This window comes from Pseudomonas sp. LB3P25, assembly GCF_054897985.1.
The window spans coordinates 2144499-2164605 of the sequence record NZ_CM142711.1 but is presented as its reverse complement, the minus strand read 5'-3'; the positions used below and the strand labels follow the sequence as shown (position 1 = coordinate 2164605).

Sequence of the window (20107 nt, the reverse complement as noted above, 5' to 3'; positions counted from 1 at the left end):
AACTTTCCTGCCACAGCGAGAATCCCCATGCACCCACGCTTTCTTCTGGCGCTGACGCCCCTGCTGTTCACCACCGCCGCTTATGCTGTGGACTGTGACAACGCCGCCGATCAGGCCACGATGAATCAGTGCGCGGCGCAGCAGCACAAGACGGCGGATAAGGAATTGAATGCGCTTTACCAGCAGATCACCAACCGTTTGAAGAGCAACCCGGACAGCAAAAAACTGATGCTCGGGGCGCAGCGAGCATGGATTGCGTTTCGTGATGCCGAGTGCACGTTTTCGGCGTCCGGGGTGGAAGGTGGGAGCGTGTATCCGCTGATCTACAGCAACTGCATCACTGAGTTGACCAAGGCGCGGGTTGAGACTTTCAAGAATTATTTGAAGTGTCAGGAGGGGGATTTGAGTTGCCCCGTTCCTGGGGCTTGATGATTTGGTGCCTTCGAGGGCCTCTTCGCGAGCAGGCTCGCTCCCACAGTGGTTTTCGGTCGTACACAAAATAGGTGTTCACTGAAAATCCAATGTGGGAGCGAGCCTGCTCGCGAAGGCGTCAGTTCAGACGCCGAAATTACCGGACGAAAACCTGCGCAGTCGTGATCGCCATATCCCCACCCGGCAACTTGATACTGCCAATCTGCTTCAGGTTCTCCGAATCAAAGATCGCCACATCATTAAACGTCCCGGCCAGATAAATCTTGCTGCCGTCCTTGTTGAACGAAATGCAATAGTAGGAATGATCCAGCGTCGCCGCCTGCAGCATTTTCTTTTCCTTGATGTCGTACTTCGCCAAACGGTTGAGCACGCCGAACATCAGGTTTGGGTCCTTCGGCGAGCGCATGCCGCTGAAGTAGATTTCCGTCAGAGGGCCGAAGTCGGTGGTTTCGGTCTTGCCGGTTTTCAAATCGATGCTGAACAGCCCGTAAAGGTACTCGGCGGTCAACGGGTCCTGCTTTTTGTCCTTGAACTTCGCGGCGGTGTAGAGCAGCGAAAAGTCATGGCGGTAAGTCTGCTGGTTCCACACGTAAAGCACGTCCGGCGCGCTGTAGCCGGGACGCTTCCAGTGACGGCTGGGGATCAGCACGTCGAACTTGCCGGTTTTCACATCGACCTTGTAGACGTCCGCCCCCGCCACATACAGCGTGCCATCGTCCCCGCTCTGCATGATCGTCAGCTGTCGTGGTGCCGGGAAACTGCGCACGGGTTTGGCGTCCATGCCAGCATCGGTGGCGTACACATCAAGCCGCGGTTGCTGCACTTCGTAGCGGTCATTGAGCATCAACGTCGGGTTGGCAATGGTGAACAGTTCCTTGCCGTCGTGGCTGAGGGTGAAGGCGAACATGGACCTCGCTTTCTCCCCCGGTTTCTGGGTGATGCTGGCGTGGAACACCTGCTTGCAGCTGTCGAGTTCGACGCCGTAGACATCCGCGTAGTGATTGTTCAGCACGTAAGCGGTCTTGCGATCCGGCGACAACTGGACGGTGCCGGGACCGAAGGCATCCGGCATCTTGCAGGTCTTGAACAAAGTGTCGGTGACCACGTCGATGACGTGCAGGTTGTTCGGATAATTGGTGGTCAACATGTACTCGTGACCGGTTTCGAGTGCAGTGTTTTCATCGGCCAGAACCGTGAACGAACAGACGCTCAGGACGGCGAATGCGGCCAGGCCGCAGGCTTTGATGCTAGGCATGCTGGAATCCTTCTTCTCTGTCCGATCACTTGTCTTTAGGGAAGACAGTGCCAAGGTTGCGCCAGTTGTCGTTGGACGCCTGGGCATCCTTGTTCCAGTCCGGGTAGGTGCTCATCATGTCGGGCACCTGGGCCGGCCACCAGCAAGGGTCGGAGCAGCCGTAAAGGTCGGCTTCCATCGGCTGGCACAGCGACGACACACCGCCAAACGCATCGATTTCCCAACCCGGGTCGGTGGTCGAGGCGCAGCCGGCGACGGAACTCATCGCGACCACTTCTTCGATGCGGTTTTCGGCCGCGGCCTCATCGAGTTTCAGCGCTTTATTATTGATTGCCTTGAGATGTTTCATATCAGTGAGCCTTGCGCGGAGTGATGTAGCTGCTGATAAACGCAGGGTTGTGGGCCATGATCCGGGTGTAGACCTCGATGCCGAAGTCGACCCAGTCACGCATCAGTTCGCAGTAGTGATAGGTCGGGTGGGTCGGGTCGCCGTAACGGGCGTAGCTCTCGTGGTAGCAGCCGCCGGAGCAGAGATTGCGGATCTGGCAGTCCTCGCAACCGGTGTTGGTACGGTCGAGGCGCTGGGACAGGAAGTCGTTCAACTCCACCTGCTTCACACCGCTGTGAACGTTGCCGAAGGTCGGCAACGATGAACCGGTAAAACGGTGGCACAGGTTCAGCTCACCCTTGTGATCCACCGCCAGCATCTTCAGACCCGCGCCGCAGGGCAGGGCTTTTTTGTGGCCTTCATGGATGTCGGTGATCAACTGGTGCAGGTTGGAGAAACCGATGTTGCGGTGCTCCAGCGCCGCTTCCAGATAACGCCGGCCGAGTTTCTTCATGTTGGCGAAGACTTCGATCAGCTCGTCGCTGGACAGGTTGAAAGTGCTGATGTCGCCGGAGGTCACCGGGGCAAAGCCGACTTCGGCAAAACCCAGTTCGTTGAACAGGTGATCCCAGATGGTTTCGACGTCGGTGACGCCGGTGGTCAGGGTCACGCGGGCACCGACCGGACGACTGTTGTAGCGCGACAGCAGCATTTCAGCCTTGCGCCGCACCACGTCGTAAGTACCCTGCCCGCCCACGGTGATGCGGTTGCGGTCGTGCACGGTTTTCGGTCCGTCGATACTGACTGACAGGCCAAAACGGTGGGCGTTGAGGTAGTCCACGGTTTCTTCGGTGAGCAGCGTCGCGTTGGTGGTCATGACGAACTCGACAAACTTGCCCGCCTCGCGGAAACGCTTCTCGCAATAGTCGACCATGTACTCGATCAGCTTGCGATTGCTCAGCGGCTCACCGCCGAAAAACACCACGGTGAAACGCTCTTCGTCAGGGGACTCGCGCAGCAGCATTTCCACCGAGGCGACCGCCGTTTCGACGTCCATTTTCTTGCCGGCCGACGGTTTGTCGAGGTCTTCCTTGTAGCAGTAGGTGCAGCTCAAATTACAGCCGGTGTTGACGTTGAGCACCACGGTGTTGATCGCCGTGCGCTCGACCCGTTTGGTGCCGATGTCGGGGGTCAGCGGCGAACCGTCACTGACCAGTTCCAGGGAGATCAACTCACGCAGGGTCTCGGTGATTTCTTCGCCGTTGAAGCGTGAAGCCAAGCGCTGGATCAGGTCGTCCGACGAACAGCCGGGACCGCGCAAGGTATCGATGATGGTGACCGTCAGCTCATCGCTGGCGAACAGCGAACTGCTGGGAATGTGAAACAGCATGCGGTCGGCATCGACGTGCACTTCGTGCAGGTTCCGCTCAACCAGATTCAAAATAGCGCCCATTGCAACCTCCTGTGCAAACCCCGTTCTACGGGGCCTGCGGTCATTCCGAAAAAGTGTCTGAATCGTTTGGGATCAGCCAACTTATGGAATGGGTGGATTGTTCCAGCGTTGCACGGTGACGATCATGTGGCCTTCGCCGGTGAGGGATTTCCCTGCGTCGTCGACGGCGGCGATCACCTTGAGGTTGCCGGCATTGTTGGTGGACATTTTGCGTTGCGGGTTCGGCCCGGCATCGCCCGGTGTGAACACGCCGCTGTCAGCCTGCATGGTGCCGGCGAACTTGACGTCCTCGTCTTGCTTGGCGCGGTCATCGAAGGCTTCGACCGACCACTGCGCCGGGAACACGCCGATACGATACGGCTTGCCGTCAGCGCCCTTGCCCCAGGCTTCGGCATCAAAACGGCCCTGGACTTTCGGCGTTGAACCACCGCCCTCGCCGATCCGTGCCACCGAGAACTCGGGTACGACTTTGACTTCAGCGATTTTGCTGTAGACCGACAGGGTCGGGCCTTTCAGCGTGCCAACGGTGACGTTGCGCAGACCCGGTTGAACATTGGCGGCGGCCTTGAGTTTGACCTTGATGCGCTCCGGGCTCTGCTCGATGACTTCGACCACTTCCACGCCTTTGCCGAAGTTCGGCCTGCCGGTGAGACCGCTGCCGACCAGCGTCACTTCAGTTTCACTGCCAGCCTTCAGGTAACCCGGCTGCACCGCCAGCAAACGACTACTGCCCTGCTTGGCGGCGACGAAGTCCAGACCCCGCTCTTCGTGCTCGGCCTCGAACATCCGGCCCTGCATCGCGTTGCCTTGGGCGGCGAACACCTGGCGCATGGTCACGCCGTCTATGGTCACGTTGCCGCGCCATTCGTAACCGGTGTAGAGAATCGCGCTGCCATCGCCGTTGAACGGGCTGCCGTCGGCGTATTGGCCTTTGACGTTGACCTTGAACGTGTCGCTGCCATCGGCCGTGACGCTCATCACACCGGCCACTTCACCCTTGCCCGGCAAGTGGCCGCTGAAGCTCCAGTCGCCCACCAGCGCTTCGGCTTTTTTTGGCGCGGTGCTCAGCCATTTTTTCCAGGCCGGGTTGTCCAGCGGATAACGCTTGGCCAGCAGCGGCACCATGTCTTTTCGAGCAAGGTCGAACCAGTCGCGGTCGCGAGACAGAGCCTGGTATTCCAGCGACGGCCATTGGCCGAGGTGGAAGTTCACCAGACGCTCCCATTCCTGGGCGGGACGCCGTTGCAGGGCGACCCGCGCACCGGAGTGGCAGCGGCCGCACATCTGGCTGGTCTGGTCGTCGAATTTCTCGACGGTATTGAGTCGACGCTCCAGCGCGTATCGCACGCCGTCGGTCTCGCTTGGGGCCAGGCCTTGAGTGTCGGCCAGGTATTTGACCAAGGTTCGGCGGTCGTCATCGCTGATCTGCAAACCGTGCATGGTTTGCATGCGGGCGATGCTCATCAGCCAGCCTTCAGGGGTTTTGCGCTGGTGGCTGATGCGGCTCAGGGCATTATTGGCTTCGGGGGTATGACAGCCCTGACAGGTTTCCTTGAGGAGGGTCTGGGCGTCGCGGGCTGCCAGGCTGTAAGGCGAATGCAGCGCCACACAAGCGGCCACGGCCAGCAGGCTGGCACTCAGGCCTGATCGGAGTTTTCTCTTCATCAACGTCGAACCTCACGGTGCTTTCTTATTTTTGTGGCTTATCGTTTTTATGGTTTCTGCCGTCGGCGGCGCACCGCTGACGGAGGCAGGAGAAACGTCTGCGATGAGCAATACACGGAGCGTGCCAGCTTGCCGATTACCTTTTAAATCAAGCCGTTGCGTGAAGATGACTGTTTTTCGCCATCGCTGAACGAGATCGCCTGCGTCTAATATCGCGACAGGTGTTGCAGTCTGAGACAAGCATAGATGGCCTGACCGGAACAGTTCATCGGTCGACGATTGACGCCAATCCCCTGCAAGCGCGAAATGGGTGTTCACCGATTGCCACCAGGGGATAAAAAAATGGCAAGCATCACTGTCCTGGCGGGGGACTTTCTGCAGGGTGATGGAGAGTACAGAGACGGCGTTTTCACCCTCAGAACGTCGCTTCACCCATGGCCTGGCATTACCCTCCCGCTCTCATCATTCAAGTGCGTGGAAGTGGCCAACGAGGATTCGATCAACAACATCAAGGATGCCATCGGCTTTGGCGTGGCCGGGGCCATGCTGTTGGGGCCCATCGGCGCAATCGCCGGGTTCATGCTGGCCGGCAAGGAAACCGAAGTGACCTTTCTGGCGACGCTCAAGGACGACAGAAAGCTGTTGGCCGCCGTGGATGGCAACACATTCGAAGAAATTTCCCGGAAGTTTGCAGCCTGAATAATCGGCGCGGGCCGCACCGCGTTCCCACGGTGCGGCGTGACGCCGGTTCAGATGTCAAAGGTGGGGGGAACGCTTTTGTGTACGTCGATCTCGTGCTGCATGTCCGCCACCAGCGACGCGATCGCATGGGGACTGTCCAGTGTCCACAGGGGAACGTGGGTGGCCACTATATCCACTTTGCCGGTCATGCAGTCGCAGACCCGAATCGTCAGGGACTGGTCCGCCGCCATGGTGCAGGTGCACACGGACGGCAGAAAACTGTGTTCAATGATGTTTTGAATTTCCAGGGTTGAAAGGAACATCGTTACCTCCCTCACGCCAGATGTATTGCCGGATGAACGGTCCGTCATTTCACCCACCGATCCTGAAAATTTTAGTCCTCAATAATGGGTACCTCAAGGTCGCAACCCGGTTGCTCGTCGTCTCATAGCTGTCGCAATTTGCAACAATCTCACAGCGTCCGCGATTCCCTTGAGTGCCCCAAACCCCCGCCGACCAAGGGCGGTTCTGCCTTTGCGGGCACTTGGCACAGCCATTGCGAAAGCCCTGTTCTCACGAACAACAAGAGGTTTCGTCATGCCCCTCCCTTATTTGCTTCCCGCCACCTCGGCGTTCATCCAGCGCGCCCCGCGCATGCTCATCGGCGGCGACTGGGTCGAGGCCGCCGACGGCCAGACCATGCCCCTGCACAATCCGGCCACCGGCGAAGTGCTGTGCGTCGTGCCACGGGCCACGCCTGAGGATGTCGACCGCGCCGTGCTCGCCGCCCGTCAGGCCTTCGATGATTCGGCCTGGACCCGCACCCGACCTCGGGAGCGGCAGAACCTGTTGTGGAAACTCGCCGACCTGATGGAGCGCGACGCCGAACTGTTCGCGCAACTGGAATGCCTGAACAACGGCAAAAGCGCAGCGGTGGCCCAGGTGATGGACGTGCAACTGTCCATCGACTTCCTGCGCTACATGGCTGGCTGGGCGACCAAGATCGAAGGCTCCAGTGTTGAAGTGTCGTTGCCGTTGATGCCCAACGATCAATTCCACAGTTTCATCCGCCGCGAAGCGGTGGGCGTGGTCGGCGCCATCGTCGCCTGGAACTTCCCGCTGCTGCTGGCCTGCTGGAAACTCGGCCCGGCCTTGGCCACCGGTTGCACCGTGGTGCTCAAACCCGCCGACGAAACCCCGCTGACCGCGCTGAAACTCGCCGAACTGGTGCTGGAAGCCGGTTACCCCGAAGGTGTGTTCAACGTGGTCACGGGCACCGGCATCACTGCAGGTTCCGCCCTGACCCACAACCCGCTGGTGGACAAGCTGACCTTCACCGGCTCCACCGCCGTGGGCAAGCAGATCGGCAAGATCGCCATGGACTCCATGACCCGAGTGACCCTGGAGCTGGGCGGCAAATCGCCGACCATCGTCATGGCCGACGCCGACATGAAGACCGCCGCAGCCGGCGCCGCCAGCGCGATTTTCTTCAATCAGGGACAGGTGTGCTGCGCAGGCTCCAGGCTGTATGTGCAGCGTAAGCATTTCGACAATGTGGTGGCGGACATCGCCGACATCGCCAACGCCATGAAGCTCGGTAACGGCATGGACCCGAGTGTCGACATGGGCCCGCTGATCTCCGCGCGTCAGCAGGAACGGGTTTACGATTACATCGAAAAGGGACGGGAAAGTGGCGCGACGATCGCCTGTGGTGGCGAACAGTTTGGGCCGGGGTTCTTCGTTAAACCGACGGTGATTGTGGATGTCAATCAGAAGCACTCACTGGTGCAGGAAGAGATCTTCGGGCCGGTGCTGGTGGCGATTCCGTTTGATGATGAGGCCGATGCGCTGCGCATGGCCAATGACAGTCCGTATGGGCTTGGGGCAAGTATCTGGTCGAACGATCTGGCGGCGGTGCACCGGATGATTCCACGGATCAAGTCTGGGTCGGTGTGGGTCAATTGCCACAGCGCGCTGGACCCGGCGTTGCCGTTTGGTGGGTACAAGATGTCCGGGGTTGGACGTGAGATGGGGTATGCGGCGATTGAACATTACACCGAGTTGAAGTCGGTGTTGATCAAGCTGTGAATCAGCTTTTGTAGGAGCTGGCGAAACCTGCGATCTTTTGATTTTGGGGTGGGTTCAAAATCCACCCCTCACCCCAGCCCTCTCCCCATAGGGGAGAGGGGGAAAGGGAGCAGATCTTCATGGTTTTCGAACCTGAGTACGACTCAATTTCCTCGGTCGCAATATCTCCTGAGTACAACTCGGTCAGTCCCCTCTACCCTCTGGGGAGAGGGTTAGGGTGAGGGGTCGATATCCCTGACTCAACAACCAACTCCGAACCACCCTTCCCTGCTCCACCGTCAACCCCGCCAAAACCTGATCCGCAGATTCTGTGCCCAACCGCCGCACCAACGGCGCCAACTCAACCCCTTGCACATGCCAGATCCCCAGCGGCTGATCCGCCGTGATCACCACCTCAGCCTCATCCACAAAACCCTCTTTCAACACCGGCGCTCGCTCGATTCTCAACGAGGAAAAGTCCGCCTCGGCATGCGCCACTTCAGCATCTGGCCACTGCCGCCGCGCAAGCCAGAATGGCTGCTGCAACCAACGCTGCTCATCGGCATAAAAATCCCGCCCGATCCGCGCAAAACGCAAAAACAACTGCTCCACCCGTTGCTGATGAAAGCGCTGAGCCAGCGCCGCTCGCTCGGGTTTACGCAATAACGTGTTGATCACCGTCGGCGCCTGTAACGCCGAGGACAATGACTGAAAAATCCCGTTGCCCGACAGCGGATCCACCGCCATCGCCGCATCGCCGACCCGAATCCAGTTATCGCCACACACCTGCGGGCACAAAATCGCGGTGCTGCTGCGCGCATGCAGCTGTAGATCGATCTCAGGCTCGACACCGAAAAACGCTCGCGCCAACGCCGAGCCTTGGCGCCGTTGACGACAGTAATCGAGCAACATCGCCTTGCCCGGCAATTCAGCACTGGCCACGTCCACCGTCCATTGCCAGTAACACTGACCGTCGGCTCGCCGGGCCATCCAGGCCCAGCCGTCCTCGAGGCTTTCCACCGCGCTGGCGGTGCTGCCCGGCGTGCCTTGCCAGCGATTGAGCAGGCTGACCGTCTCCGGCCCGCGCAGGCCTTTGCCGAGCGCCGGTGCCTGACGCCCCCGCGCCTCAACCAGAAAATCCGCCAGCAGCGCCTCGCGCCCTTCGACCTCGATCCGATGCCCCGAAACCGATGACTGCACCGTCAGCACACGGCCTTCGATCAGCTCAACGCCAGCCAAGCGCAGATCCTCGCGCAGGCCTCGATCAAAGCTCGGGCGATCCAGTAAAAATTCGATGTTCTGAGCATGCTGCTGACCGTTCCACGACACCTGCCGCTGGGACGGCAGCGCTGCATCTGCCAGCGCTTGATGAAGCCCCGCGCCACGCAAGGCCTCCAGCACCCGAATGGAAACGCCTTCCAGCGCCGCAAACCGCCGCCATTCGCTGACCAGCGTCACCGGGTAACCGAGCCTGCGAAGCCCCAACGCGACCGCCGCACCGGCCGGCCCGGCGCCCAGAATCACAATCGCCTTCATGGTCCGAAGCGCCGTTCAGGGCCGCGATAGCGGGCATTCTCCCGCAGCCACTCAATGACGTGTTCGTTGCTCGCCTCGGGATGCGCAACCAAAAACCCCGCAATGTGCCCACTCAACGCCGCACAACCAAGACTGGCGCCGGACTGCCCCGGATAGGTGCCATGCACACACGCGGCGAAATCTGCCTGGGCACTGTTGAGCCACGACCATTCCTGTTCGGCGCAACGCGCATCGCCGGTAACTCGCAGCACCTGTGGATAATTCGCCGGGAACACGCCCTCGCCTTGCGCCGGACTGGACGCACACAGCAAAATACCTCGCGCTACCGCCGCGGCACAGGCTTCACGCAACAGGCTGCGATCCTGACGCAGACCGAGGCTCAAATTGATCAGCCGGACGTCCTGCGCCACCAGCCAGTCAATTGCCGTGGCGATCTGCAGCGCGCTGGTGACCCCACGCTGGTCGAACACCTGAGCCACGCAAAATACCGCCGAAGGCGCCCGCCGACCGATGGCCTCGACCACAGAGCTGCCGTGGCCCAGCGGATCGTCGCGCAAGTCGCTTTCGGCCAATCCGTCCACCAGCAACGAGAAGCGCCGCCCGGCGACCACTTGCACCCGCTGTGCCGCCGAGTGACCGCTGTCCACCACGCCAATCCGCAACTCAGGCTTCATGCAGCACCGTTTTTGAAGTGAGTACGCCGTCGAGTAATTCAAAGCGCAAATCGGCATCGGCCAACGTGGAAGGACGATGGCTGATGAGGATCCGCGTGCGTCCGGCAAACAGTCGGTCGATGGCCTCGATGACTTCACGTTCGGTGGCTTCATCCACCGCCGAGGTCGCTTCGTCCAGCACCAGAATCAATGGATCCTGCAACAGCGCCCGGGCGATGGCGATGCGCTGTTTCTGCCCGCCGGACAACTGCTGACCGCGTTCGCCCAACGGGCTGTCGAGGCCTTCGGGCAAAGACTCGATCAGGCTGTCGAGTTGCGCCAGCCGCGCCACTTCGGCAATCGCTTCACGGCTGGCGTCCGGCACCGCGTAGGCCAGGTTGTCGGCGAGGCTGCCGCGAAACAGCACGATGTCCTGACTGACCACGGCAATCCGCCGACGCAACTGGAACAGGTCCAGTTCGCGCAGATCGACCTCTCCCAGCAACACCCGGCCGGACTGCGGATCGTGGTGCCGTTGCAGCAGGTCGATCAGGGTCGATTTACCGACCCCGGAGCCGCCGCTCAGGGCGACTTTCAAACCGTAGGGAATTCGCGCTTCGATGCCGCGCAGGGTTGTCGGGCGGCCGGGATGGCTGAAGTGCACGTTGTCGAAACGCAATTCGCCAGAGGTCGGCATCGGCTGCGGTGTGGCCGGCGTGAGAACGGTCGGCTCCTCGAAGCGCAACTCCATCACGCGCCCGAGGCTGACGGTCATTCGCTGAATCGCGACATAGAGACCCAGCAGGCTCTGCACCGGTCCGACGGCCATACCCAGATAGGTGGAAAACGCGATCAGCGCGCCCAGTTGCCAGGTCCCCTGCACCACCCAATATCCGCCGATCAGGAACGCGCAGGCACGGGACAGAGACGTCAGTGTGCCCGGCACCGCCTGAGTGAAAAACTCGGTGACTTGCAGGCGCAGCAACTGGCTCATGTAGCCTTGGCCCAATTTCTCCAGGCGCCGCGATTCACGCTGTTGCTGGCCGGCAGACTGGATGAATTTCATCACTGGCAAGGTCTCGACCATGAACGAGGACATGTCCGCCGAGCGCTCGCGCAATTGCCGTACATCGCGCTCGACCTTGCGCCGCATCCAGCGCAACCAGAGCACATCGAGGGGAATCAGCACCAGCGCCAGCAACGAGAGTTTCCACGACAGGGTCAGCAGCATCGCCACGGCGCAGACCAGACCGATCACGCTCGATACCGCCGAGAACAAGGAGTCCACGGCAAAGCGCTGGATCTCCGCGACGTCGCCATCGAGGCGCGACATCAGGTCACCGATGCGGCGCTGTCCGTAGAAACTCGGCGAGAGCGTTTGCAGATGTCGATAGAGGTCGTCGCGCAGGGCAAACAGAATCCGCCCGGACAGTCGCGTGTGCAGATAACGGTTGATCCCCGACAGCCCCGTTCCGAGCAGCCCGGCCACGATCATCAACCCGGCAATCAGCACCAGCATGGGAAAGTTGCGTGCGAGCAAACCATCGTCGATCAGCAGCTTGGTCAGCCATGGCTGGACCAACACCAGCAACGAGGCGCAGACCGATAACCCGAGCAGCCCGGCAATCGCCAGTCGATGGGGCCGCACAAAACTGTAGAGCCAGCGCAATGCCGCTTGCAGGGCTTCGGGGTTCTGGCTGTCAATCAGCCGAACGATCAAGCGCTGCATCACGAGCGCAACTGTTTGAGCTTGCGATACAAGGTCGCGCGGCTGATGCCCAAGGCGTCGGCGGCGGCCGAGACATTACCCTGATGGCTGTCCAGGGACTGGCGAATCAACTCCAGTTCGTTTTCGCGAATGCTGCCGGCCTGAGGGCGTTCGCTGGCGGTCAACTCGTCGAGCATGCTGTCGGGCAAGTGGTCGAGGGTGAGTACGGTGTCCCCCGGCTCGCGCATGGCCAGCGCCGTTCGTAAAACCATTTCCAGTTGGCGGATGTTGCCCGGCCAGTGATAGCCGCCGAGCAAGCGGTTCAAATCGTCATGCAGGACCATCGCCGGTGCATCCAGTTTGGCCAGCAGACGAGCGACCAAACCGCTGAAATCCTCACGCTCGCGCAGAGCCGGGAGCATCACGCTGATGCCGTTGACGCGGTAGAACAGGTCCTCGCGGAAGTGTTTTTCTTCGACCAGTCGCTTGAGGTCGCGGTGCGTGGCGCAGATCAATGCGACGTCGATGTCTTGCTCTTCGCCGGCGCCCAACGGTGCCACTTTACGGTCCTGCAACACCCGCAACAGACGGGCCTGCAAGGCCAGCGGCATGTCGCCGATTTCATCGAGAAACAAGGTGCCGCCATGGGCCTGTTGCAGACGACCGATCATGCCCCCGCGACGGGAGCCGGTGAACGCGCCTTCGCGGTAGCCGAACAATTCCGACTCGATCAAGCCTTCGGGGATCGCCGCGCAGTTCACGGCGACGAAGGGTTTGTCGCAGCGGGTTCCGGCCATGTGCAGGGCGCGGGCGATGACTTCCTTACCGGTGCCGGTTTCACCCAGCAGCAACACCGGCAGCTCATTGGCCAGGCCTTGACGCGCCATGCGCAAGGCTCGTGCATAACGGACATTGCTGCCAGCCAGGGACTCCAGATCCGGTTGTGGCTTGGCCGTTTTGGCAACGCTGCGCGGTGACGTGCTGACGTTGATCGAACGCTGCGGCGCACGCAGGGTTTTGTAGAAGAACTCGCCTTTGGCGGTTTGCAAACTGCCGACACCGCCCTGATGCAGGCGCGACAGAAGTTGCAGGCCGTCGACGCCCAGAAACTCTTCACAGCGTCGGCCGACCAGCGCCGAGCGCTCGGCATGCAGCAACTGACAGGCCTGGGCACTGACCGCGAGAATCTGCCCGCCAAGGCTCACCGCCAACAGACCTTGCCAAGGGGATTCGAGGTATTGCCGACGGCTGTGGAAAGCCAGGACGATCTCGTCCGGATAACTGGCGTTGAACACCCGACTTTCGATCTGGCTGACTGCCATGGCCAGCAACGCGGTGCTGTCATGCACGCGGCCCAGCGGACCTTCGCGGGTCAGGTCGAGTACGCCGAGGATATCGCCTTGGGGGCAATAGATCGGCACCGAAGTGCAGGAGAAATCGGTCAGACGATCGAGGTAATGTTCACCGCAATCGATCATGGTTGGCCGGGCTTCCACCAATGCGGTGCCCAACGCGTTGGTGCCGCGAGCGGCTTCGCTCCAGCAAGCGCCGAGGGTGATGTCTTGCAGGCCGCTGCCCTTGAGGCGATCGGCACGGCCTTCGACAGCGAGGATGGTGGCGTCGGAATTGGCGAGGATGATCAGCCCTTCCTTGCCCTGACGTTCGGCCAGGTAATCGATGGCCGGCAATGCCGCGTCGATCAGCAGCCGATTGCTCGCCAACAGCACGTCGAGGCTCGCGCTCGACTCCAGCGCCAGCTCGTGCTTGGCATTGAAATGCACGCCATGGCTCAGGCTACGTCGCCACGACGCATCGATTTCCGCCCGCAACACGCCATCCGGGACTTCGCCCTCGAGATGGAGTTTTTCCCGGGCCAGCCGGGCTTCGTGGTGCAGTTTGGGAGGAGTTGTTTTTATTAGCGTCATCAAGCGCTCCGTATCGGTCCGCCCTGCGCCTTTTTAAGTTCAGCGCCCTGCCGCAATCTTTACGTTAACGTCAGGGCGATGGCAAGTGCCTTACGGCGCTTGTGTTTCATCAAGTGCACCGCGTTATCGTTCTTCGTCGGAACGCCGCCCGGAGCCGGCTCGCTCCCACAGGTCATGCGCAAAACCTTGTGGGAGCGAGCCTGCTCGCGAAAGCGATCTACCAGACACCAAAAATCTCAGAGCTGCCACACCTCGGAACTCACAAAAAACGCCCGCGCATTATCCTCCAGACTCTCCAAGTGATACCCGCCCTCCTGCACGATCAAACACGGCAACCCAAGGCTGCGAATCCGCTCCCCAAGCCGCGCAAACCCTTCACGGGTCACCGCCACCTTGCTCTGCGGATCCAGCTCGAAAATATCGAAGCCCAACGACAGCACCAGCACCTCAGCGCCGAAGTCTTTCACCGCCGCCAACGCCACGTCCAATTGACCCAGGAAGTCCGCCTCACTGGCGCCATGCGCCATCGGCAAGTTGAGGTTGAAGCCCTCGCCCTTCCCGACTCCCCGCTCATCAGCGAACCCGGCAACCCCTGGATAGAAGTTGGTCGGATCGCCATGCACCGAGACGTAGAGCACGTCATCGCGGTCGTAGAAGATCTCCTGAATTCCCTGACCGTGGTGCATGTCGGTGTCGAGCACCGCGACTCGCGCAAACCCGCCTCGCAGAACCTGCGCCGCCACCGCTGCGTTGTCCACATAACAGAAACCGCCCGCCGCTTCGGCCCGGGCATGATGCCCCGGTGGACGACACACGGCGTAAGCGGCCGGCTCGCCATCCAGCAGCGCCTGAGCCCCGGCGATCGCGCTTTGCGCCGACCAATAGGCCGAACGCCAGGTCTGCTCTCCCACCGGGCAACTGCCATCCGCCAGATAGCGGGCGGCCTGGGCGAGAATTCCGCGCAGGGCATTGGGCTCGCGCACGAAGATGTTCGACATCACCTCGTCGCCCCAATCCTCGGGAATCTCTTTCCAGTGCTGATGCGCTTCCTGCAAAAACGTCAGGTACGGCGCGCCATGGACCGCCAGCAGCGGATCGAGCCCGGCATCGGCCGGTTGCTCGACTGTAAAGCCCAGCGAGTGCGACGCCTGGACCAACCGCTGGGCCCGCTCCGGCACTTCCTGTGGCGTGCGCATCTGCCCACGGGAGTAGTAGCTGCGTGGATGGTGAAGCAATTGTTCGGGATGGAAAAAACTGCGCATGGGGTTAATACCTGTCAGTTGTGGCGAGGGGATTTATCCCCGTTGGGCTGCGCAGCAGCCCCAAAACCTGGCGACTGCTTCGCAGCCGAACGGGGATAAATCCCCTCGCCACAGGTTTTGTGTTCGTAGCCCTGTTCTTAAAGGATGACGCCCGCGCGGGACAGCACGGCGTTGAGCAAGACATCGGTGCCCTGACGCACGTCTTCGGGCAGCACGTCCTCGGCTTCGTTATGGCTCAAGCCGCCGACGCAAGGAATGAACACCATGGCCGTAGGGCAGAACCGCGCCAGATGAATCGCATCATGCCCGGCGCCGCTGACAATCGATTGCTGAGCGTAGCCCAGCGCATCCACCGCCTGCTGCACGGCCGCCACGCAATCGGCATCGAACGGTGTTGCCGGACTGATCCAGTGGGGCGTAATCGTCAGGTTCAAGCCACGGCTATCGGCAATCGACTGGAGTCGCTCGCGGACTTGCTGCTCCATCGCCTCGATGGCTTCGTCGCGGTGGTGACGCAGGTCGACGGTGAAATTCACCAAGCCCGGAATGGTATTGCGCGAGGACTTGTTGATGCTCAACTCGCCGACGGTGGTCAGCCCTTCGGGAGTGAAATCACTGGCCAGGCCTTCGATTGCCTGGATCATTTGTGCCACGCCGTACAAGGCGTCCTTGCGCAACGGCATCGGCGTGGTGCCGGCGTGGGCGGCCATGCCTTCGACCCGCACGTCGAGCCAGCGAATTGCCTGGCCGCCGCTGACCACGCCGATGCTTTTGGCGTTGTCTTCGAGGATCGGACCTTGTTCGATGTGCGCTTCAAAGTACGCATCCACCGCGCCGCCAAACAGGCGCTCGCCGGCGTAACCGGTGCGTTGCAACGCCTCGGCAACGCTGATGCCGTCGATGTCACGCACCGCCAGCGCTGCGTCCACTGGCATGATCCCGGTGAACACCGCCGAGCCGAACATCGCCGGGGTGAAGCGTGCACCTTCTTCGTTGGTCCAGACCGCCACTTCCAGCGGCTTGCGGGTCTGGATGCCGAGGTCATTCAGGCAACGCACCACTTCCAGGCCGGCGAGTACGCCATAGACGCCATCGAAACGCCCGCCTTCAGGCTGAGTGTCGAGGTGACTGCCCATCATCACTGGCGCCGCATCGGGGTCGGTGCCGGCGCGGCGGGCGAACAGGTTGCCGATGGCGTCCACGCTCAGGGTCATGCCGGCTTCGCGGCACCAGTGGGAAAACAATTCGCGGCCGGCCTTGTCTTCATCGCTCAGGGCCAGGCGGCAGCTACCGCCACGTGCGGTGGCGCCGATTTCCGCCATGTCCATCAGACTCGCCCAGAGGCGTTCACCCTTAATTTTCAACATGAGTTACTCCTGGAATTACGTTAATTAAGCGTTGGCCATTTCGAGGCGTTCAGCGCTGGCATGGCGACGGGCAAGGGACAGGACACAGATCAGCGAAGTCGCGGCAATCAGGCTGTAGAACACCGCCATCGGCCACCATTGGCCGGCGAACTTGTGCGCCAGCAAGGTGCCGACCAGCGGCGTCAGGCCACCGGCCACGGCACCGCAAATCTGATAGGCCAACGAGATCGCGGTGTAACGCACACGAGTCTCGAACATGCCGCTGACGTAACCGGCGATCACCGCGTAGAACGACGCCATGCACACCACCGCCAGGGCGATGCCGAGGATGATCAGCGGCGCCTGGGCCGAGCTGACCAGCACGAACATCGGGTACGGCGAGGCCATGGCCAGCAACGACACCAGACACAGGAATCGCGTTGCGCCCATTTTCTCGGCGACCCACGCCGCCAGCGGTTGAATGCAGAACTGAATGATCGCCACCACAAACAGGCACTCAAGGATCAGCGAGCGCGGCAGTTCGAGTTGCTGGGTGGTGTAGGCGATCATGAAGGTGTTGGTGAAATACACCCCGGCGATCCCGAGGGTGTTAGCGCCGATGCACAGCAGCAGCGGGCGCCACGCGGTGCGCAGGACTTCCATGACCGGCGCCTGCTCCTTGCGTGTGCTTTTGCGTGCCAGTTCGCGGCTGGCGAGGAACTCCGGCGACTCATTCACGCCCAGGCGAATCGCCAGGCCCACCAGCAGTAGCAACGAACTGGCGAGGAACGGCAGACGCCAGCCCCAACTCATCAGGTCTTCTTCCGGCAGACGGGTGACTGCGCTGAAAGCCAGCAACGACAGGATCAAACCCGCCGGGCTGCCGAGTTGCGCAAAGGAGGCGAAGAAATTGCGTCGACCTTTCGGCGCATGCTCGCCGGCCATCAACACCGCCCCGCCCCATTCGCCACCGACGGCGATGCCCTGGACGATGCGCAGCAGAATCAGCAGCACCGGCGCCGCTGCGCCGATTTGTGCGTAGGTCGGCAGCAAGCCGATGCAGACCGTGACCACGCCCATCATCAGCAAGGTGATGATCAGCGACTTCTTGCGGCCGATGCGGTCGCCGATATGGCCGAAGATAATCCCGCCCAACGGCCGCGCAAAGAAGCCCACGGCGAAGGTGCCGAAGGCGGCCATGGTGCTGAACAGTTTGTCGTCCGAGGGGAAGAACAGCGCACCGAACACCAGCGCAGCAGCGGTCGCGTAGATGTAAAAGTCGTACCACTCGATCATGGTGCCGATAAAGGCTGCGGCTGCCGCACGGCGCGGCTGAGGAGAAGCTTGGGGCTTCATGGGTCGGTCTCCTTTGGTTATTTTTTTGGCAGGAGTGAAGCTGCAAAATCAAGGCACTCTGACGGCGCCTGTCTGGAGATGATTTATCGTCTCGGGGCTATGATTAGTCAATTTTCTATTTATTATGCGGACTATTACGACAGCTTATAATTGAGAGCCGCCATGGCCGAACGCGATGTACAACGCTTGCTCAATGACCGCCTGGACTGGAACCTGCTGCGCACTTTTCGGGTGATCGGTCAGGAGCTGAGCATCAGCCGTGCCGCCGCCCGCCTGCACCTGACACAACCGGCGGTGAGCCAGGCGCTGAAGCGTCTGGAGGAGCAACTGGGCCGACAACTGATCGCCCGTCGCGGGCCACGGTTTGCCCTGACCGAAGTCGGCGAGCAGATCTTCGAACTGGCCGGGGAAATCTACGGGCAGATGTCCCAGGTCAGCAGCGTGCTGGAGCAACCGGCCGACGAAGTGATCGGCAAGGTTCGCTTGTTGATCATCAGCCGGATCTTTTCGGAGCGCTTCGATGACTTCCTTGCGGTCTTTCATCGGCAGCATCCGCGGGTGGATCTGGAAGTCGACGTGATGCGCAGCTCCGACATCGTCAGCGCCCTCCAGGAAAAAACCGCGACCCTCGGCCTGAGCCTCAATCGCCGCCCGCAACCGCGCCTGGAACAACGGCTGTTCCTGCGTCAACGCTATGCGTTTTTCTGCGGCAAGCACCATGCACTGTTCGGCCAACAGAACGTTGCCGAAGGGGATTTGCAGCGGGAGAACTTCGTCAGTTTCACCAGCGACCAGATCGGCGGCATGCTCTCGCCGCTGACGATTTTTCGTGATCAGCAAGGCTTCAGCGGACGGATTGTCGCCTCGTCACCGAGCCTGGAAGAAGTCCGGCGACTGGTGATCGCCGGGTACGGGATCGGCTGTTTGCCCGAGCACGTGGTGGCGGCGGACGTCGACGCCGGATTGCTCTGGCGCCTGCCGCCCCACGAAGGCATTGCCGATGTGGACATTCATTTGCTGTGGAACCGCGAGCAGCGCATGAGCCGGGCCGAGACGATCTTTCTCGAGAGCCTGCAACGGTGCTTGCTGGACTGAGTTGCCCGATCAGAACAACGGCAGACTGTAGCTGACCACCAGGCGGTTCTGGTCCGCATCGCGCGACGCTTCACTGCGCGACATGCCGTTGCGCCAACCCAGTGCGACGTTTTTCAACGGCCCGCTCTGGATCACGTAGTCGACACTCAGGTCCCGCTCCCATTCCTCTTGCTCAGGTCCGGCCACCGTTTTAATTCCGCTGCCTGAAAGGTACATCGCCGAAGCCTTGAGCCCCGGCACCCCAAGGGCGGCGAAATCGTAGCTGTACTGGGCGAAACCGGTACGTTCACCGGCACGGGTGAAGTTCTGGATGTAACGGTCGGTCAACAAGTAGACGCTTGCTCCTCCAGCGCCTTTGTCCGGCAAACCACCCTGGTTGAGCTGCACGAATCCGCTGTCACTGGACACCTGCTGATAACCGGCCATCAGCGCGTGAGCACCGATGCTCCAGGTGAACGCCAGGCTCCAGGTGTTGTTGTCGATCTTGCCGTCGCCGTTCTGCGTAAAGCCACTGGTGCGGTAGCCGCTGGCCCGCCCGGCGGCCGAGTCATTGGCACCGTCGGCGGAGGTCTTGAAGTAGCGCAGATCGGTTTTCAGCGCGCCGAAATCCCCCAGTGTCAGGTTGTGAACCAGACCGGCGAAATGCTGTTGGTAATAGTCTTCGAGGTTGGCGTAGTAGTACTGCGCCAGAAGCGCGTCGGTGACCTTGTAATCGGCACCGGCAAAATTGAACGCATTGCTTTCCCGGGTGCCGCCGGCCACGACCAGACCGGTGCTGTCGCTGGAACCGCGGCCCGTGGCGTGTTCGAGATGACCACCGGTCAGCGTTAGATGCTCGACGTCATTGGAGACGATCTGCCCACCCTCGAATGTCTGCGGCAACAGCCGGCCGTCGTTGGCCTGCAGAATCGGCAATTTCGGCGTCAGAGTGCCGTAACGCATTTCAGTCTGGGCAAAGCGCATCTTCGCCGTCGCACCGAAACGCGACCATTGCGCGGCAGCGCCGTTGCCATCGTTGGGGATCATCGAACTGCCGACATGACGACCGTCACCGCTGTCCAGGCGAATACCCAGCAGGCCTAACGCATCGACACCAAAGCCGACGGTGCCTTCGGTGAATCCGGACTGATAGTTGAGCATGAAACCCTGCGCCCATTCTTCGGTTCTGGAAGGGTTCGCGACGCCATCGCGATTATCGTTATTGAAGTAAAAGTTACGCATCCCGAGGGTCGCTTTACTGTCTTTAATAAAGTCCGCCATGCTCAACGGACTGAATAGCGCACTGCCGATCGCAATAAGTGCCAACGGTTGTTTGTTCATTTATTTTGAAGTTCCTGAGCAGCCA

At 61.0% G+C, this 20107-nt stretch carries 18 protein-coding genes; 4 read left to right on the top strand and 14 right to left on the bottom strand.

From position 1 onward, the window contains the following. Positions 1 to 27: 27 nt before the first annotated feature. Positions 28 to 429, top strand: coding sequence for a lysozyme inhibitor LprI family protein (locus ACYZTW_RS09650; RefSeq protein WP_462004664.1), 402 nt, complete (start codon positions 28 to 30; stop codon positions 427 to 429). Between the two features lie 139 nt (positions 430 to 568). Here ACYZTW_RS09650 and peaD read toward each other — a convergent pair whose 3' ends face one another. The 5 genes from peaD to ACYZTW_RS09625 form a co-directional block, all read right to left on the bottom strand. After that, positions 569 to 1687 carry a quinohemoprotein amine dehydrogenase subunit beta gene (peaD, locus tag ACYZTW_RS09645; protein ID WP_462004663.1) on the bottom strand — a complete coding sequence of 373 codons (1119 nt, stop codon included), beginning with the start codon at positions 1685 to 1687 and terminating at the stop codon, positions 569 to 571. 25 nt (positions 1688 to 1712) lie between these two features. Then, the gene (gene qhpC / locus ACYZTW_RS09640) at positions 1713 to 2036 is read right to left on the bottom strand and encodes a quinohemoprotein amine dehydrogenase subunit gamma (protein WP_008027961.1); all 324 of its coding nucleotides are present in this window, start codon (positions 2034 to 2036) and stop codon (positions 1713 to 1715) included. Position 2037: 1 nt separating this feature from the next. After that, on the bottom strand, positions 2038 to 3468 hold the full coding sequence (gene peaB, locus ACYZTW_RS09635) for a quinohemoprotein amine dehydrogenase maturation protein (protein WP_462004662.1): 1431 nt from the start codon (positions 3466 to 3468) through the stop codon (positions 2038 to 2040). 81 nt (positions 3469 to 3549) lie between these two features. Beyond that, on the bottom strand, positions 3550 to 5133 hold the full coding sequence (gene peaA, locus ACYZTW_RS09630; protein ID WP_462004661.1) for a quinohemoprotein amine dehydrogenase subunit alpha: 1584 nt from the start codon (positions 5131 to 5133) through the stop codon (positions 3550 to 3552). A gap of 12 nt (positions 5134 to 5145) precedes the next feature. Next, a complete protein-coding gene (locus tag ACYZTW_RS09625; RefSeq protein ID WP_462004660.1) occupies positions 5146 to 5451 on the bottom strand; it encodes a hypothetical protein in 306 nt (101 codons plus the stop codon). Between the two features lie 24 nt (positions 5452 to 5475). Between ACYZTW_RS09625 and ACYZTW_RS09620 the strand changes: the two genes are divergently transcribed. Then, positions 5476 to 5832, top strand: a complete 357-nt coding sequence (locus ACYZTW_RS09620; RefSeq protein ID WP_123368360.1) for a hypothetical protein — start codon at positions 5476 to 5478, stop codon at positions 5830 to 5832. A gap of 50 nt (positions 5833 to 5882) precedes the next feature. On the opposite strand, the gene ACYZTW_RS09615 is transcribed toward ACYZTW_RS09620, so the two are convergent. Further along, positions 5883 to 6137, bottom strand: a complete 255-nt coding sequence (locus ACYZTW_RS09615; protein WP_347802751.1) for a DUF1652 domain-containing protein — start codon at positions 6135 to 6137, stop codon at positions 5883 to 5885. Positions 6138 to 6411: 274 nt separating this feature from the next. On the opposite strand from ACYZTW_RS09615, the gene ACYZTW_RS09610 reads away from it, so the two are divergent. Then, positions 6412 to 7902, top strand: coding sequence for an aldehyde dehydrogenase family protein (locus ACYZTW_RS09610; protein ID WP_462004659.1), 1491 nt, complete (start codon positions 6412 to 6414; stop codon positions 7900 to 7902). A 183-nt stretch (positions 7903 to 8085) separates the two neighbouring features. On the opposite strand, the gene qhpG is transcribed toward ACYZTW_RS09610, so the two are convergent. The 7 genes from qhpG to ACYZTW_RS09575 all read right to left on the bottom strand — a co-directional run bounded on the left by qhpG (position 8086) and on the right by ACYZTW_RS09575 (position 17667). Beyond that, complete coding sequence (qhpG, locus tag ACYZTW_RS09605) at positions 8086 to 9417, bottom strand: flavin-dependent monooxygenase QhpG (protein WP_462004658.1); 1332 nt, start codon at positions 9415 to 9417, stop codon at positions 8086 to 8088. After that, the gene (qhpE, locus tag ACYZTW_RS09600) at positions 9414 to 10091 is read right to left on the bottom strand and encodes a subtilisin-like serine protease QhpE (RefSeq protein ID WP_462004657.1); all 678 of its coding nucleotides are present in this window, start codon (positions 10089 to 10091) and stop codon (positions 9414 to 9416) included. The genes qhpG and qhpE overlap by 4 nt, the downstream gene beginning before the upstream one ends. Continuing rightward, positions 10081 to 11799: an ABC transporter ATP-binding protein gene (locus ACYZTW_RS09595; protein ID WP_462004656.1), complete on the bottom strand. Its 1719-nt coding sequence runs from the start codon at positions 11797 to 11799 to the stop codon at positions 10081 to 10083. Before ACYZTW_RS09595 ends, qhpE begins: the two co-directional genes overlap by 11 nt. Beyond that, positions 11799 to 13703, bottom strand: coding sequence for a sigma-54-dependent Fis family transcriptional regulator (locus tag ACYZTW_RS09590; RefSeq protein ID WP_462004655.1), 1905 nt, complete (start codon positions 13701 to 13703; stop codon positions 11799 to 11801). Before ACYZTW_RS09590 ends, ACYZTW_RS09595 begins: the two co-directional genes overlap by 1 nt. A gap of 236 nt (positions 13704 to 13939) precedes the next feature. Beyond that, complete coding sequence (locus ACYZTW_RS09585) at positions 13940 to 14965, bottom strand: histone deacetylase family protein (RefSeq protein ID WP_462004654.1); 1026 nt, start codon at positions 14963 to 14965, stop codon at positions 13940 to 13942. Between the two features lie 137 nt (positions 14966 to 15102). Then, positions 15103 to 16332, bottom strand: coding sequence for a Zn-dependent hydrolase (locus tag ACYZTW_RS09580; RefSeq protein WP_462004653.1), 1230 nt, complete (start codon positions 16330 to 16332; stop codon positions 15103 to 15105). Positions 16333 to 16356: 24 nt separating this feature from the next. Further along, the gene (locus tag ACYZTW_RS09575) at positions 16357 to 17667 is read right to left on the bottom strand and encodes an MFS transporter (RefSeq protein WP_462004652.1); all 1311 of its coding nucleotides are present in this window, start codon (positions 17665 to 17667) and stop codon (positions 16357 to 16359) included. Between the two features lie 162 nt (positions 17668 to 17829). Between ACYZTW_RS09575 and ACYZTW_RS09570 the strand changes: the two genes are divergently transcribed. Then, the gene (locus ACYZTW_RS09570) at positions 17830 to 18762 is read left to right on the top strand and encodes a LysR family transcriptional regulator (RefSeq protein ID WP_462004651.1); all 933 of its coding nucleotides are present in this window, start codon (positions 17830 to 17832) and stop codon (positions 18760 to 18762) included. A 9-nt stretch (positions 18763 to 18771) separates the two neighbouring features. On the opposite strand, the gene ACYZTW_RS09565 is transcribed toward ACYZTW_RS09570, so the two are convergent. After that, positions 18772 to 20082: an OprD family porin gene (locus tag ACYZTW_RS09565; protein WP_462004650.1), complete on the bottom strand. Its 1311-nt coding sequence runs from the start codon at positions 20080 to 20082 to the stop codon at positions 18772 to 18774. Positions 20083 to 20107 lie beyond the last annotated feature (25 nt).

Coding starts and splice junctions, on each gene's coding strand:
- ACYZTW_RS09615 (WP_347802751.1), bottom strand. CDS start 6,137: ATGTTCCTTTCAACCCTGGAAATTCAAAACATCATTGAACACAGTTTT.
- ACYZTW_RS09610 (WP_462004659.1), top strand. CDS start 6,412: ATGCCCCTCCCTTATTTGCTTCCCGCCACCTCGGCGTTCATCCAGCGC.
- qhpE (WP_462004657.1), bottom strand. CDS start 10,091: ATGAAGCCTGAGTTGCGGATTGGCGTGGTGGACAGCGGTCACTCGGCG.
- ACYZTW_RS09570 (WP_462004651.1), top strand. CDS start 17,830: ATGGCCGAACGCGATGTACAACGCTTGCTCAATGACCGCCTGGACTGG.
- peaD (WP_462004663.1), bottom strand. CDS start 1,687: ATGCCTAGCATCAAAGCCTGCGGCCTGGCCGCATTCGCCGTCCTGAGC.
- qhpG (WP_462004658.1), bottom strand. CDS start 9,417: ATGAAGGCGATTGTGATTCTGGGCGCCGGGCCGGCCGGTGCGGCGGTC.
- ACYZTW_RS09565 (WP_462004650.1), bottom strand. CDS start 20,082: ATGAACAAACAACCGTTGGCACTTATTGCGATCGGCAGTGCGCTATTC.
- ACYZTW_RS09590 (WP_462004655.1), bottom strand. CDS start 13,703: ATGACGCTAATAAAAACAACTCCTCCCAAACTGCACCACGAAGCCCGG.
- ACYZTW_RS09620 (WP_123368360.1), top strand. CDS start 5,476: ATGGCAAGCATCACTGTCCTGGCGGGGGACTTTCTGCAGGGTGATGGA.
- peaB (WP_462004662.1), bottom strand. CDS start 3,468: ATGGGCGCTATTTTGAATCTGGTTGAGCGGAACCTGCACGAAGTGCAC.
- ACYZTW_RS09650 (WP_462004664.1), top strand. CDS start 28: ATGCACCCACGCTTTCTTCTGGCGCTGACGCCCCTGCTGTTCACCACC.
- peaA (WP_462004661.1), bottom strand. CDS start 5,133: ATGAAGAGAAAACTCCGATCAGGCCTGAGTGCCAGCCTGCTGGCCGTG.
- ACYZTW_RS09585 (WP_462004654.1), bottom strand. CDS start 14,965: ATGCGCAGTTTTTTCCATCCCGAACAATTGCTTCACCATCCACGCAGC.
- ACYZTW_RS09575 (WP_462004652.1), bottom strand. CDS start 17,667: ATGAAGCCCCAAGCTTCTCCTCAGCCGCGCCGTGCGGCAGCCGCAGCC.
- ACYZTW_RS09580 (WP_462004653.1), bottom strand. CDS start 16,332: ATGTTGAAAATTAAGGGTGAACGCCTCTGGGCGAGTCTGATGGACATG.
- ACYZTW_RS09595 (WP_462004656.1), bottom strand. CDS start 11,799: ATGCAGCGCTTGATCGTTCGGCTGATTGACAGCCAGAACCCCGAAGCC.
- qhpC (WP_008027961.1), bottom strand. CDS start 2,036: ATGAAACATCTCAAGGCAATCAATAATAAAGCGCTGAAACTCGATGAG.